General features: G+C 68.1%; 18 protein-coding genes. 10 read left to right on the top strand and 8 right to left on the bottom strand.

Translation table 11 applies throughout. The features are described 5' to 3' along the window. The first annotated feature begins 85 nt into the window (after positions 1–85). Positions 86–1,477, top strand: coding sequence for a class II fumarate hydratase (gene fumC, locus VN378_RS13960; protein ID WP_325744170.1), 1,392 nt, complete (start codon positions 86–88; stop codon positions 1,475–1,477). A 5-nt stretch (positions 1,478–1,482) separates the two neighbouring features. Beyond that, a complete protein-coding gene (locus VN378_RS13955; RefSeq protein WP_325744169.1) occupies positions 1,483–2,220 on the top strand; it encodes an AAA family ATPase in 738 nt (245 codons plus the stop codon). Positions 2,221–2,311: 91 nt separating this feature from the next. On the opposite strand, the gene VN378_RS13950 is transcribed toward VN378_RS13955, so the two are convergent. The 3 genes from VN378_RS13950 to VN378_RS13940 all read right to left on the bottom strand — a co-directional run bounded on the left by VN378_RS13950 (position 2,312) and on the right by VN378_RS13940 (position 3,532). After that, positions 2,312–2,722 (bottom strand): hypothetical protein, encoded by a 411-nt coding sequence (locus VN378_RS13950; RefSeq protein ID WP_325744168.1) that lies wholly within the window; start codon positions 2,720–2,722, stop codon positions 2,312–2,314. Between the two features lie 76 nt (positions 2,723–2,798). Further along, the gene (locus tag VN378_RS13945; protein WP_325744167.1) at positions 2,799–3,194 is read right to left on the bottom strand and encodes a YccF domain-containing protein; all 396 of its coding nucleotides are present in this window, start codon (positions 3,192–3,194) and stop codon (positions 2,799–2,801) included. A gap of 104 nt (positions 3,195–3,298) precedes the next feature. Continuing rightward, positions 3,299–3,532, bottom strand: coding sequence for a DUF2171 domain-containing protein (locus VN378_RS13940; RefSeq protein WP_325744166.1), 234 nt, complete (start codon positions 3,530–3,532; stop codon positions 3,299–3,301). A gap of 74 nt (positions 3,533–3,606) precedes the next feature. On the opposite strand from VN378_RS13940, the gene VN378_RS13935 reads away from it, so the two are divergent. After that, the gene (locus VN378_RS13935) at positions 3,607–3,783 is read left to right on the top strand and encodes a DUF4169 family protein (protein WP_325744165.1); all 177 of its coding nucleotides are present in this window, start codon (positions 3,607–3,609) and stop codon (positions 3,781–3,783) included. Between the two features lie 3 nt (positions 3,784–3,786). Continuing rightward, entirely contained in the window at positions 3,787–3,939 is a 153-nt protein-coding gene (locus tag VN378_RS13930; protein WP_325744164.1) for a hypothetical protein, read from the top strand. On the opposite strand, the gene VN378_RS13925 is transcribed toward VN378_RS13930, so the two are convergent. Then, positions 3,936–4,871 carry a DMT family transporter gene (locus VN378_RS13925; protein WP_325744163.1) on the bottom strand — a complete coding sequence of 312 codons (936 nt, stop codon included), beginning with the start codon at positions 4,869–4,871 and terminating at the stop codon, positions 3,936–3,938. The two genes, VN378_RS13930 and VN378_RS13925, sit on opposite strands and share 4 nt — an antisense overlap. An 89-nt stretch (positions 4,872–4,960) precedes the next feature. After that, positions 4,961–5,716, bottom strand: coding sequence for a Coq4 family protein (locus VN378_RS13920; RefSeq protein WP_325744162.1), 756 nt, complete (start codon positions 5,714–5,716; stop codon positions 4,961–4,963). A 106-nt stretch (positions 5,717–5,822) separates the two neighbouring features. On the opposite strand from VN378_RS13920, the gene VN378_RS13915 reads away from it, so the two are divergent. Genes VN378_RS13915 through VN378_RS13900 form a run of 4 tightly spaced genes read left to right on the top strand, consistent with a single transcriptional unit; the run spans position 5,823 to position 8,377 of the window. Further along, positions 5,823–6,887 carry a type III polyketide synthase gene (locus VN378_RS13915; protein ID WP_325744161.1) on the top strand — a complete coding sequence of 355 codons (1,065 nt, stop codon included), beginning with the start codon at positions 5,823–5,825 and terminating at the stop codon, positions 6,885–6,887. After that, entirely contained in the window at positions 6,887–7,381 is a 495-nt protein-coding gene (locus VN378_RS13910; RefSeq protein WP_325744160.1) for an isoprenylcysteine carboxyl methyltransferase family protein, read from the top strand. Before VN378_RS13915 ends, VN378_RS13910 begins: the two co-directional genes overlap by 1 nt. Continuing rightward, positions 7,381–7,617, top strand: a complete 237-nt coding sequence (locus tag VN378_RS13905; protein WP_325744159.1) for a ribbon-helix-helix domain-containing protein — start codon at positions 7,381–7,383, stop codon at positions 7,615–7,617. Before VN378_RS13910 ends, VN378_RS13905 begins: the two co-directional genes overlap by 1 nt. Positions 7,618–7,660: 43 nt before the next feature. Beyond that, on the top strand, positions 7,661–8,377 hold the full coding sequence (locus tag VN378_RS13900) for an SIMPL domain-containing protein (protein WP_325744158.1): 717 nt from the start codon (positions 7,661–7,663) through the stop codon (positions 8,375–8,377). 3 nt (positions 8,378–8,380) lie between these two features. Here the strand turns inward: VN378_RS13900 and VN378_RS13895 are convergent, their stop codons facing one another. Further along, positions 8,381–8,695, bottom strand: a complete 315-nt coding sequence (locus tag VN378_RS13895) for a hypothetical protein (RefSeq protein WP_325744157.1) — start codon at positions 8,693–8,695, stop codon at positions 8,381–8,383. Between the two features lie 3 nt (positions 8,696–8,698). Continuing rightward, positions 8,699–8,896 carry a hypothetical protein gene (locus tag VN378_RS13890; RefSeq protein WP_325744156.1) on the bottom strand — a complete coding sequence of 66 codons (198 nt, stop codon included), beginning with the start codon at positions 8,894–8,896 and terminating at the stop codon, positions 8,699–8,701. Between the two features lie 116 nt (positions 8,897–9,012). Here VN378_RS13890 and VN378_RS13885 point away from each other — a divergent pair, with 116 nt between their 5' ends. Then, complete coding sequence (locus tag VN378_RS13885) at positions 9,013–11,352, top strand: ATP-dependent helicase (protein WP_325744155.1); 2,340 nt, start codon at positions 9,013–9,015, stop codon at positions 11,350–11,352. Beyond that, positions 11,349–12,671, top strand: coding sequence for a mannanase (locus VN378_RS13880; RefSeq protein WP_325744154.1), 1,323 nt, complete (start codon positions 11,349–11,351; stop codon positions 12,669–12,671). The genes VN378_RS13885 and VN378_RS13880 overlap by 4 nt, the downstream gene beginning before the upstream one ends. A gap of 20 nt (positions 12,672–12,691) precedes the next feature. Here VN378_RS13880 and VN378_RS13875 read toward each other — a convergent pair whose 3' ends face one another. Continuing rightward, positions 12,692–13,870 carry a low temperature requirement protein A gene (locus VN378_RS13875; RefSeq protein WP_325744153.1) on the bottom strand — a complete coding sequence of 393 codons (1,179 nt, stop codon included), beginning with the start codon at positions 13,868–13,870 and terminating at the stop codon, positions 12,692–12,694. Between the last annotated feature and the right edge of the window lie 21 nt (positions 13,871–13,891).

Here is a 13,891-nt window from a genome sequence, read left to right as displayed (position 1 = left end):
GTCCATGCCCTCCGCCTTGTCCCGTCGCCTGCCCGTGCTACACCGCCGCGCATCCTCCCGCCACGCCTTCGAGAGCCCGCGCCGCATGTCTGGACACCGCACCGAAACCGACACCTTCGGCCCCATCGAGGTCGCGAGCGACCGCTACTGGGGCGCCCAGGCGCAGCGGTCGCTGGGCAATTTCAGGATCGGCCTGGAGAAGCAGCCCCTGCCGATCGTCAGGGCGCTGGGCATCGTCAAGCGCGCGGCGGCCGAGACCAACATGGCGCTGGGCAAGCTGGACCCCGCCATCGGAGACATCATCGTCAAGGCGGCCGACGAGGTCATAGCCGGCAAGCTGAACGACCACTTCCCGCTGGTGGTCTGGCAGACGGGCTCGGGCACCCAGTCGAACATGAACGCCAATGAGGTGATCTCGAACCGGGCCATCGAGATGATGGGCGGCGAGATGGGCTCCAAAAAGCCGGTCCACCCCAACGACCACGTCAACATGAGCCAGTCGTCGAACGACACCTATCCGACGGCCATGCACGTCGCCTGCGCCGAACAGGTGGTCAACGACCTGCTGCCGGCGCTGAAGCATCTGCAGGCGGCGCTGGACGCCAAGGCGAAGGCCTGGGCCCACATCATCAAGATCGGCCGCACCCATACCCAGGACGCCACCCCCCTGACGCTGGGTCAGGAGTTCGGCGGCTATGCGCAACAGGTGGCCAACGGCATCGAGCGGATCGAGATGACGCTGCCGAAGCTCATGGAGCTGGCCCAGGGCGGCACGGCGGTCGGCACCGGACTGAACGCCCCGATCGGCTTCGCCGAACAGGTGGCCGAGCGGATCGCCGCCATCACCGGCCTGCCGTTCGTCACCGCGCCGAACAAGTTCGAGGCCCTGGCCGCCCACGACGCCATGGTCTTCAGCCACGGCGCGATCAACACGGTCGCCGCCAGCCTGTTCAAGATCGCCAACGACATCCGCTTCCTCGGCTCCGGCCCGCGCTCGGGCCTCGGCGAACTGGCCCTGCCCGAGAACGAGCCCGGCTCGTCGATCATGCCGGGCAAGGTCAATCCGACCCAGTGCGAGGCCCTGACCCAGGTCTGCGTCCAGGTGTTCGGCAACCACGCGGCGGTGACCTTCGCCGGGTCGCAGGGACATTTCGAGCTGAACGTCTTCAACCCGGTGATGGCCTACAACTTCCTGCAGTCGGTCCGTCTGATGGCCGACGCCGCCATCAGCTTCACCGACAACTGCGTGGTCGGGATCGAGCCGCGCGAGGACAATATCAAGCGCGGCCTGGACAACTCGCTGATGCTGGTCACCGCCCTGAACGGCAGGCTGGGCTATGACATCTGCGCGAAGATCGCCAAGACGGCGCACAGGAACGGCACCACCCTGCGCGAGGAGGCGGTCGGCGGCGGCTACCTGACGGATGCGGAATTTGACGAGGCGGTGCGGCCCGAGAAGATGATCTCACCGGGCTGAACGACATGAGCGCGCTGGAGCGTCCCTACTGGATCGAGGCGCGCTTCGAGCGGCGCGAGGGGTGGGACGACGCGGCGTATCCGTTCAATCTGCCGGTTCTGAAGGCGCTGGAGACGCTGGTCTTCCATCCACGCGTGACCTTCCTCGTCGGCGAGAACGGCGCGGGCAAGTCGACGCTGATCGAGGCCCTGGCCATCGCCTGGGGGTTCAATGCCGAGGGCGGATCGAAGGATCACCGGTTCTCGACCCGCGCCTCGCATTCGCCGTTGCACCGGTTCATCCGGCCGGTGCGGGCGCCCGTGAAGGCGAAGGACGGCTATTTCCTCAGGGCCGAGAGCTTTTTCAACACGGCCAGCTATCTGGAAGCATCCGGAACAGGCCGGGCGGGACAGGCCGGCCTGCACGAACAGTCGCACGGCGAGAGCTTCTTCAACCTGTTCGACAACCGCTTCATGGGCGAGGGCCTCTACATCCTCGATGAGCCCGAGGCGGCCCTGTCGCCGACGCGGCAGCTGTCGTTCCTGGCGCGGATGCACGAACTCGTCCTGCAAGGCTCACAGTTCATTATCGCCACCCACTCGCCGATCATCCTCGGTTACCCGGACGCCTGGCTCTATCAGGCCTCGCCGCACGGGCTGGACCGGGTCGAATACGAGGACACCGAGCATTATCAGGTGACCCGTGGCTTCCTGAACCGGCGCGAGACCTATCTGAAGGTGCTGCTGGCGGAGGACGGGCGCTGAACGCCGGCGTCCCGAGGCCGCAGGAGTTCCGATGAGAAAAAAGGGCCGCGCCGGGGTCTCCGGCGCGGCCCTTCGTCGTTCAGGTCGGGAACTATTCCGAGACCGTGACTGTCGTGCCTTCGATTTCGCAGACGTTCACGCCGCGGACGTCGATGGCGTCGCCATCGTCGAAATCGGCGCGAAGGTCGTACATGCAGCTTTCGACCCCGTCATCGATCGAGACCTCGGCGGTCTCGCCGGCGGCCACCACCTGCTCGCCCAGGATGTCGTTGTCCCAGTCGTTGCTGGCGGCCGGCGACATATAGAGATGGGTCAGGGTGAAGCTGGTGGCGTTCTTGAGGTTGAACTTGACCTCGGCCACGCCGGCGGCTTCGGCGGCGGCGGCGGGTGCGCCGGCGGCAGGCGCGGCGGCGGCATCAGCGGGTGCGGCGGCGTCGCCGCCGGAGCCGCAGGCGGCCAGCAACGTGGCCGCGGCGGCGGCCAGAACCAGGTGTTTGATCATCGTGAATCCCCCACAGCAAAGCTGCTGCCGGTCCAGCCATAGCCGCCGCCAGCTCCCCCGTCGAGGTTCACGAAGATCAGGGCTTGTCGCGGATGGTGCGGCCGACCGGGGCCAGGGCCAGCTTCGCGAGCTCCAGATCCTTCAACGCGAAGGGAATGCCGATGATGGTGATCGCCTCGGCGACCGCGATGATGATGTGCGTCAGGGCGATGTACCAGCCCGCGAAGACGAACCAGATGACGTTCAGCCCTATGCCGAAACAACCAGCGCCCAAAGCCGTCGCGTCCGGCTCGCGCCAGACGACCTCGCGTCCGAACGGCCAGAAGGAGTAGCTGGCGATCCGCCAGGCGGCGAAGGTCCAGGGCAGACCGACGACGGTCAGGGCCAGGATCGCGCCTCCCAGCAGCCACAGCAGGCCGGACAGCCAGCCGCCGAAAATGAGCCACAGCACGTTCAGGATCAGGCGGATCAAGGGGGTCGTCTCCGATGCGTCCGGGTCGGACGCCGCCCCATAATAGGCGAAGGCCCCGCCGGATATCAGCGGGGCCTTCGTGAATTCGCGGTAAGCCGGACGGGTCAGGGCTTTTCGGTCCAGCGCGCCTTGGCGTCATCCTTCGTCACGTTCAGATGCACGTGCTCATCGACGTGATCGACCCAGCTGACGGGGATCATATGGTGTTTGAAGCCGCCGGCGAGATCCAGTCTGGCCAGTTCGATCTGGTCGCCGACGACATGATCGACGCGGCCGACGTGTTCCCCGTCCGAGCCGACGACTTCAAGGTGTTCCTTGATCCGGGAGACGTCTACCATGTGAAAGCTCCTGCCCTGATGGCGCGCAAAATCAACGTCACAGGGTTCGCCGGGTTTCGTCTGCGGAGGTCGTGATGGGTGAAATCGTCAACCTGAACCGGGTCCGGAAGGACCGGGCCAAGACCGAAGCGAAGGCCGCCGCGAAAGCCAACCGCGCCGGTCACGGGCGATCGAAGGCGGATCGCACGGCGGCCGAAAAGGAACGCGACCGGGCGAACCGGCTTCTGGACGGGTCGAAGCTGGAGGACTGAGCCATGGCCGATCCGCGTCAGGACCCGCGCATCAGACACGGGCTGATCCCCGTTCTGGTCGCCATGCGGGTCAAGGCCGAGCGCGAGCGACGCGAGGCCGAGGCGGCGAAGAAGGGGGCGGCCCCGGAGAAGAAGAAGCGCGGCTGGTTCCGCTAGGCTGCCTTGGGTGCGCGGATAAGCAGGGCCTGACCCGACAGGACCAGCAGCAGGCCGACCAGCGCCGTCCAGCCGAAATGGGCGCCTTCGAACAGCACGGACACCAGCATGGCGATCGGCGGCGTCAGGGCCGAGATATAGCTGGCCATGGCGTAGCCGATGGTCCGGGCGATGGTGAAATACAGGCCGAAGGCGATCACCGAGCCGAAGATCGACAGGTAGAGCAGCGACCCGACGTAGGTGAAGGTCGGGTCGATCCGGAACTCCACCCCCGTGATCAGGCCGTAGAGCGCCAGCAGGCCGGTACCATAGGCCATGGCCCAGGCGGTCGAGGGGATGGCCTCGGAGCCGCGGTTCTGGCCCCTCCAGGCGAAATAGTTGCCGAAGGCCGAGGCCGTGGTGGCGATCAGGGCGAGGCCGACGCCCAGCGCCGCCCGACGGTCGAAGCCGGCGCTGAGCACCTCGCCGCCCGACAGAACGGCGACGCCGAACAGGCCCAGGACGGCGCCGCCCCATGAGGCCGCGGCCGCCTTCTGGCCGGCGGCGATGCGGAACAGGACCAGGTTGAGGAAGGTCAGGGAGGCGAAGGTGACCGCCACGATGGCCGAGGCCACATGGCCCTCGCTGGCGTAGGTGAAGCTGTAGCTGATCGAGAAGGCGAAGGCCCCCTGCCCCAGCGCGGCCAGATGCTGGGCCCGGGTGAGACGCAGGTTCTGGCGGAAGATCAGGCAGCCGAGGAACAGCAGGGCCGACGCCAGGCCGAACCGCCAGACGATGGAGGCCAGCGGCGGCACCGTCCCCAGCTGCAGGGTGATGGCGTACCAGGTCGTGCCCCAGATCATGGCGCAGATGATCACGCCGACGACGCCGAGCAGTTTGGCCCGGGACATGGGCAGGCGGGCGACGGCTGCAGCTTCAGTCGGGGAGGACATGCCCTCGACATGGACCGCCCGGCTCGACGGGACAAGCGGGGTTGTCGCCGTTCGCCATAAGGACGGCTTATGGCGTCCGGATGTCGCCGTCAGGCGCGCAGTTTCAGCCCGGCGCGGACCTCGGCGGGCACGGCCTGATAGACTGTCGCCGGGCGGATGTGCAGGCGCTCGCGGACCTGATCCAGCGGCTGTTCGAACAGGGCCTCGTAGTCGAGCCCGGGCAGCCAGCGCGCCGCCTTGCCGTTGCGGTACGCCTGCCAGACGGCGCGCCGGGCCGGCACTGACCGGACTTCGCGCTGGATTTCCCGCGCCGCGCCCCAGCCGATGAAGGCGAAGCCGAGATTGCGGGTCTGGCCGTAGGAGAAGGAGACCACACAGGCCTCGCCCAGGGCGTCGGCGCCGTAGCCGGTCAGGACGTGCCAGATGTCGTGGATGTCGCGCAGTCGGCGCGAATACCAGAGGATCGGATGCGGGGCGTCGATGAAGGGCACGACCTCGCGCTCGACCTCGGCCAGACCGTCGGCGGTGAAGCCGCGGGCCTCGCGGAACGCGCGGTAGCTGGCGCCGACCGTGCCGGGTTCGAAGCGGGCCAGCCAGACGGGGTCGTCCAGCCTGTGCGCCAGCTCCTCGCGCAGAAAGGCCTGCCGGCCGCCTTCCATCGTGGCCAGCATCCGCTGATAGCCGCGCGAAACCGACCGGCCGCTCAGCGCCTGCATGATGCGGAAGACCTGAACGGTGTCCTCCTTGTCGCGGATCAGCCGCTGGAAGGCGCGCAGGGCCGTCAACGGACGCAGGCCTTGCGGCCGAAGCTTGCGGAAATCGTCGACGTCGGCGGTCAGGGTCATGGCGGGATCCGGTCGGGGCGCGCAGTGTGCTCGGGCCGCGTCCGGCTGGAACGGCGCCGCGTAGCTCGGGTTATCGACGATAACAGTCTTTGAAGGCCACGTCTTGATGTCCACCACCCGTACGACGGCGGCGCCCCGGCTCCAGTCCCTGGCCCTGGCATGGCCGCCCCACGTGCTGCGTCAGGAGGATGTCGCCGCCAACGGCGCGGAGATGTTCGCCACCACCCACGGCGGCTTCGAACGGTTGGCGCCCATCTATCGCAACGCCCTGATCGAGACGCGGCATTCCTGCGTCCCGATCGAATGGTATCTGAAGCCGCACAGCTTCTCCGAACGCAACGACCTGTTCCTCGAGAACGCTGTCACTGTGCTGGCCGAGGCCGCGGGCAAGGCGCTGGATCAGGCGGGACTTGAGGCAGGCGACATCGACGCGATCGTGGCGGTCTGCACGACCGGGATCGCGACCCCTGCGCTGGACGCGCGGCTGATGCAGGCGATGCCGTTCCGGCCGGACGTGAGGCGGCTGCCCATCTTCGGCCTGGGCTGCGCGGGCGGGGTCGTCGGACTGGCGCGGGCGGCCGATCTGGCCCGGGCGCATCCGGATGAGCGGGTGCTGCTGCTGGTCGTAGAACTTTGCGCCCTGACCTTCCGGGCGCAGGACCGGTCCAAGAGCAATCTGGTCGCCACCGCCCTGTTCGGCGACGGCGCGGCGGCGGCGGTGATCAGCTGCCGCGACGACGCCACGGGACCCGCCCTCGGCGCCAGCCGCGAACACACCTGGCCCGACACCCTCGACGTCATGGGCTGGGACGTGGCCGACGACGGGCTGAAGGTCGTGTTCAGCAGTGACATCCCCACCCTGGTCCAGAACGACTTCCGGCCCGTGGCGATGGATTTCCTGGCCGCCGAGGGTCTGACCCCGGCCGACATCGGCGGCTTCGTCTGCCATCCGGGCGGCGCCAAGGTCATCGATGCGCTGGAAGCCTGTTTCGAACTGTCGAAGGGCGCTCTGACCCATACTCGCGCCGTCCTGCGCGACCACGGCAATATGAGCGCCGCCACGGTGCTGTTCGTGCTCAAGGCCATGCTGGACGACGGGGCGAAGGGACCGCTGCTGCTGACCACCCTGGGTCCCGGATTCACCGCCGGACTGATGCTGGTGCACGCCTGATGTGGCTGTGGCTGGTCCTTGGGCTCGTCGCGGCGCAGCGGCTTTGGGAGTTGTGGCTGGCGGATCGCAACACAAAACGCCTTCTGGCAGAGGGCGCGGTCGAGGTCGGGGCCGTCCACTATCCCCTGTTCGTCGCGCTGCACGCCAGCTGGCTGGCCGCGCTCGCCATCGCAACCCCGTGGACGACGGTTCCGAACCTGTGGTGGCTGGCGCTCTACGGGATCCTGCAATTCGGCCGGCTTTGGGTCATCAGGACGCTCGGCGGGTTCTGGACGACGCGGATCATCACCCTGCCCGGCGCGCCGCTGGAGACGGGCGGTCCCTACCGCTTCATACGCCACCCCAACTATGTGGTCGCCTCGCTGGAGATCCTCGTCCTGCCCCTGGCCTTCGGTCAGGTCTGGATCGCTCTGGTCTGGAGCGTCGCCAACGCGCTACTGGTCGCCTGGCGCATCCGGGTGGAGGACCGCGCCTTGCAGGACCGCCGCAGCTGATGCTGAAGAAACGCTCCGTCTCCCTGTCCGGCCACGCCACCTCCGTGGCGCTGGAGCCGGCCTTCTGGACCGTGCTGGACGAGGTCGCGGTCACCGCTGGCCTGTCGCAGGCCGGGCTGATGAAGCGGATCGACGAACAGCGGGGACGCACGCCCCTCGCCTCCGCCTGCCGCCTTCTGGCGCTCGCCTGGGCGGGTGGCGACCGGTCTTTCGCCGAACAGGCGTCTACTGATTGACAGCGGCCCGGGTTGGCGCATCCTCCGTTCCGGAGGCGTCCCCATGTCCAACGAAAAACTGATCCCCGCCGCGATCGTCGGCGGCCTGCTCGCCCTCGGCATGCTCGGAGGCGGCGCCCTGATCGGACAGGGGATCGTCAACGCCCGCGTCGGCGACCGGTCCGTCAGCGTGCGCGGCCTGGCCGAGCGCAATGTGAAGGCCGATCTGGCCGTCCTGCCGTTGCGGTTCACCGCCTCCGGCGACGTCCTGTCCGAGGTCCAGGCGCGCATCGACGGCGACCTCGTCATCGTGCGCGGCTTCCTGACTGCGCAGGGCTATCCCGCCGCCGCCGTGTCGCTGGGCCGGCTTGAGGTCGCCGATACGCGATCACGCGAATACGCCAACCAGACCGGCGGACCCCGGTTCATCCTCGCCCAGACGGTGATCGTGCGGACGACGGATGTGGACCGGGTCCAGGCCACGACCCGGGCCCTGAACGATCTGGTTCGCCAGGGCGTGGTCCTGCAGGACTTCTCCGGCCCCACCTATGTCTTCACCAGGCTGAACAGCGTGCGCCCCGCCATGATCGCCGAGGCGACGGCCGCGGCCCGCACCGGCGCCGAGCGGTTCGCCCAGGATTCGGGCGCGCCTCTGGGACCGATCCGTCAGGCGACGCAGGGCTCGTTCGAAATCCTCGCCCGGGATGAGATCGGCGACGAGAGCCAGTCCCCGGACAAGAAGGTCCGGGTCGTGACCACCATCAGCTACCGTCTGCGCTGACGATCAGTTTTCCGCCACGGGTTCCGGACCCGGTACGCTCGGAGGCTCGACGGAAGGCATGTCCGGAAGGTCCGGCGCTTTCGGGGCATCCGGCAGCGTGGGACGCGGAAGGTCGACGTCGATATCGACGTTCGTGTCCTTGGCCGGGTTCATGCCGCCGTTCGAAAAGACCACAAAGGCGATGACGATGACCACCACGACGAGGCCGCCGACCAGCAGGCCGATCCAGCTGCCGCCGCTTCTCCGGGGCGGATTGTTGATAGTGGTGTGATGGACGACTTCGGGCCTCTCGGGCGGCGGAACGTTGGGATCGGTCATCGGTCAGTTCGCAGCCGGTACGGCCGGAGCCGAGACTTCGGGCAGATCGACGTCGACGTTCACGTCCCTGGTCTCGGGCGCGCCGCCGCGGGCGAAGACGAAATAGGCCACGATAGCCAGCACGACGACGATGCCGCCGACGATGAAGGCGAGGCCCGCATTGCCGCCGCCGCTGCCGGTGTTGTTGATGTTGTCGGCCATGGAAGACCCTTCCCTGATTGCTGATGCGACCGGAACGACGGTCACGCTTCACGGTTCCGCGACGTCAGACCTACGCCGCCGCTGACATCCGGCTCCGTGCACCTTATGTTCCGCCGATGAGTCTGCCTGACGCCCCCGCCCCGCGCATTTCCGATCTGGCCCGTTCGCGCGGCCCCAACGGCGTCGAAGCGGCCGCGCCCGACTATCTGGCCGGACTGAACCCCGAGCAGCGCGAGGCGGTCGAGACCGTCGATGGTCCTGTGCTGGTGCTGGCCGGAGCCGGCACGGGCAAGACCCGGGTGTTGACCACCCGGCTGGCCCACATCCTGGCCACCGGCCGCGCCCGGCCGTGGGAGTTGCTGGCCGTCACCTTCACCAACAAGGCCGCGCGCGAGATGCGCGAGCGGATCACCCAGCTGATCGGCCCGTCGGCCGAGGGACTGCGCTGGCTCGGCACCTTTCACAGCGTGGCCGCCCAGATCCTGCGCCGGCACGCCGAACTGGTCGGGTTGAAGTCGACCTTCACCATCCTGGACACCGACGACCAGGAGCGGGTCTGCAAACAGCTTCTGGAAGCCGCCAATCTCGACACCAAACGCTGGACGCCGCGCTCGCTGAGCGGCCTGATCGATCACTGGAAGAACCGGGGCTGGACGCCGGACAAGCTGCCGCCGTCCGAGGATTTCGCCAACGGCAAGGGCCACGCCCTGTACGCCGCCTATCAGGCGCGGCTGGTCAGCCTGAACGCCTGCGACTTCGGGGACCTGCTGCTGCACAACCTGACGATCCTGTCGCAGCATGCCGATATTGCTGAGGAATATCGCCGCCGCTTTCGCTACATCCTCGTCGATGAATACCAGGACACCAACGTCGCCCAGTATCTGTGGCTGCGGCTGCTGACCTCCTCGACGGGCAACGTCTGCTGCGTCGGCGATGACGACCAGTCGATCTATGGCTGGCGCGGGGCCGAGGTGGACAACATCCTGCGGTTCGAGCGGGACTTCCCCGGAGCCAAGGTCATAAGACTGGAGCGCAACTATCGCTCCACGCAGCATATTCTTGGCGCGGCGTCGGGCCTGATCGCCGCCAACCGGGACCGTCTGGGCAAGACCCTGTGGACCGAGGATCTGAGCGGCGACAAGGTCCGGGTGCGCGGCGTCTGGGACGGCGAGGCCGAGGCCCGGCTGATCGCCGACGAGATCGAGACGGCGCGGCGGGCCGGCACGCCCTACAGGGACATGGCTGTCCTGGTCCGCGCCTCGTTCCAGATGCGGGCGTTCGAGGAGCGGTTCGTCCTTCTGGCCGTGCCCTACACCGTCATCGGCGGACCGCGTTTCTTCGAGCGGGCCGAAATCCGTGACGCCCACGCCTATCTGCGGCTGATCCTGTCCGAGGACGACGACCTGGCCTTCGAGCGGATCGTCAACGTGCCCAAGCGCGGCATCGGCGACACCAGCGTGCAGAAGGTGCTTCAGATCGCCCGCCTGTCCGGCGTCTCGGCCATGAGCGCCGTGCGCGACCTGATCACCTCGGACGAGCTTCAGGCGCGGACGCGGACGGCCCTGTCCAACTTCGTGCGCGACATCGACCGCTGGCGGGCCCTGGCCCAGACCACCACCCACTGGGAGCTGACCGAGGCGGTGCTGGAGGAGAGCGGCTACACCGACATGCAGAAGGCTGACCGCGCCACCGGCCAGACCCGGCTGGATAACCTGAAGGAGCTGACGCAATCCATGCAGCAGTTCGAGACCCTGCCCGCCTATCTGGAGCACGTCTCACTGGTCATGGACCTCGACCGGGGCGGTTCGGACGATGCAGTCCAGATCATGACCCTGCACGGAGCCAAGGGGCTGGAGTTCCCGCTGGTCTTCCTGCCCGGCTGGGAGGAAGGCGTCTTCCCCAGCCAGCGCAGCATCGACGAAAAGGGCGAAAAGGGCCTCGAGGAGGAACGCCGCCTCGCCTATGTCGGCGTGACCCGGGCCAAGTCCGACGCGCGCATCAGCTTCGCCGCCAACCGGCTGGTCTACGGGCGCTGGACCTCGCAACTGCCGAGCCGGTTTGTGGACGAACTGCCCATGGCCCACGTCGAGGCCGAGAGCGACACCGGCTACTATGGCGTCACCCCGGGCATGAAGGACGCCAAGAGCCGCTGGGACGACATGCCGACCTTCGGCTCGGGCTATTCCTCTCCCGGCTGGAAACGGGCCCAGTCGTTCACCGCGGCGAAGACCCCGGCGGCGCGGACGGCGCGCCACACGCTGATCGAGGGCGACGGCCGTCTGGTGGCCACGGCCGATCCCAAGGCCGGCGGCGACTGGTCGAAGGGCGAACGGGTGTTTCACCAGAAGTTCGGCTACGGCCTGATCACCGGCATCGAGGGCAACAAACTGCTGGTCGCCTTCGACAAGGCCGGCGAAAAGAAGGTGATCGACAGTTTCGTGGAGAAGATTCCATGACACCCAGCCGCCGCGCCGTCCTGGCGGCCGCAGCCGCCCTTTCCCTCGCCTCGCCCGCAGCCGCCGCCAGCCGGCCGGGCTTCGTCACGCGCGAGGGGATGGGGCTGAAGATCGACGGCCGGCCCTACCGGTTCGTCGGCGCCAACGCCTGGTATCTGGCCTGGCTGGGCGCCGAGGCGGACTTTGGCGACCGGGCGCGGCTGGAACGCGAACTGGACGCCCTGGCCGGCGACGGCGTGACCAATCTCCGGATCGCCGCTTCCGCTGAACTCTCGCCTCTGAAGAATTCGGTCCGGCCCGCCTTCCGCGACCGGGGTTCCGACTACAACGAAACCCTGCTTGTCGGTCTGGACCGGGCGCTGGCCGGGATCGGGCGGCGCGGCATGAAGGCCGTGCTCTACCTGACCAATTTCTGGGAATGGTCCGGCGGGATGATGACCTATCTCTCGTGGGTCAATGGCGGGCGCTATCTGGACATGAACGACCCGGCCCACCCGTGGCCCGAATTTCCGGACTTCGTCGCCGACTACTACGGCGCCGCCGACGCCGTCGATCTCTATCACGCCTGGGTCCGCGCCGTGGTCACGCGAACCAACACCGTCACCGGCGTACGATACGCCGACGATCCCGCCATCATGGCCTGGCAGCTGGCCAATGAGCCTCGCCCGGCCGGTTCGGAGGTCCGGGCCGCCGCCAACCTGCCGGCCTTTTATGGCTGGATCGCCGGCACGGCGCGGCTGATCAAGTCTCTGGATCCCGACCATCTCGTCTCGACGGGCAGCGAGGGCCTGAAGGGATCGGTCGAACGGGCCGACATCCTGCTGGACGCTCATCGCCCGTCCGACATCGACTATCTGACCGCCCATATCTGGCCCGCCAACTGGAGCTGGCTGAACCGGCAGGACATGGCCGGAACCGACGCGGAGGCGCGGGCCCGGTCGGCCGACTACATCCGCCAGCACATCGGCTTCGCCCGGGAGCTGGGCAAACCCCTGGTGATCGAGGAGTTCGGATATCCACGGGACGGCGACGCCTATGATCCGGCGACGCCGACCACCCTGCGTGACGGCTTCTATCGCGACATTCACGCCGCCGTCCTCGCCGACAGCCGCACGGGCGGCCCGCTGGTTGGATCCAACTTCTGGGCATGGAACGGCGAAGGCCGGACGCGCAATCCGGATTTCCGTTTCCGCGAGGGCGACCGGGCATGGCTGGGCGATCCGCCTCACGAGCCCCAGGGGTGGTACGGCGTGTTCGACACGGACGCCTCCACGCGGACGCTGATCCGCGCGCAGGCCGCGGCGCTGGCGGCGCTGTAGCGGGAGGCGGCTTCCCGCGGCTATCCGGGCGTTTGCGCCCTTTCGGCCGGCGCGCCGTGACTCGCCAGGGTCTCCCACGCGCCGACCCCGACCAGCACCGCCGTCGCGCAAATCGCGAGACCCAGCGGCGTCAGCATCGGCACGGCGAATCCCAGCGCCCCCAGCGCCGCGATCCCGCTCAGCCGTGACGGCGACCACTTGCCGAAGGCGGCCAGTTTGAACACCTGGGCCCCGATCAGGAACAGCATGGGGCCCCCGATCACGACGGCGGCCATGGCGAAATCGATGACGCCGCCCGGGTGACTCAGCGACATCTCGTCCCCGACGGCGGTGACGACGATGCCGGCGACCACGAGGATCGGCGCGTAGGTGTAGGCGCGGCGCGCGACGCGCCCGGTGTCTTGCGCATGCGCAATGACGTCCGAGGCGGCGTCGTGGGCCTTGCTGAACCAGATCCACCACATGGCCAGGGTGCCGCCGAAGGCCGTGGCGAAGGCGCCGAGAACCGGCGGCGTCCACTCCAGCCCGGCGAAGGTCGCGCCCGTGACCAGCACGGATTCGCCCAGGCAGATGATGATGAAAAGTCCGACGCGTTCGGCCATGTGGCCGCCCTCGACCTCCCAGTCCTCGGTATGCGACCGGCCGAGGCCCGGAACCCAGAAATAGCAGGCCGGCGCGGCGAATTCGGCGACCACGGCGATCAGCCACAGGACCAGACGGGCCTGCCCGTCCAAGACTCCCCCGGCGATCCACAGGATGGCGCCCCCGACGGCCCAGAGGCAGATCCGCTGGAAATTCCGCCGCAGCACCGCATGCTCCCGGACCGCCCACAGGGTGAACAGGCCGCGCCCGACCTGCAGCGAGGCGAAGGCGCAGGCGAAGATCAGCCCCTTGTCGCCGAAGGCCTCCGGCAGGGAGGTCGACATGACCAGGCCAGCGCCCATCAGCAGGAACAGAAGCGCTCGCACCGGCGCGCGGTCGGGATCCAGCCAGTTGGTGATCCAGCTGGTGTCGATCCACGCCCACCATAGGGCGCCCAGCAGCATGGTCGCCTGCAGCACGCCCAGCCAGGTCAGGTGCTCCAGCAGGGTGTGCGACAGCTGGGTGATGGCGAAGACGAAGACGAGGTCGAAGAACAGTTCGACGAAGCCCACGCGGGCGTGGTTTCCGTCCCGGGTTCTCAGCAGGTCGCCCGCCATCCGATTCCAACCCTTCGTTAA

Source organism: Brevundimonas sp. (assembly GCF_035561115.1).
GTDB lineage: Bacteria > Pseudomonadota > Alphaproteobacteria > Caulobacterales > Caulobacteraceae > Brevundimonas.
Note: the sequence above shows the minus strand (reverse complement) of the source record. Positions and strands in the feature narration are given on the sequence as shown.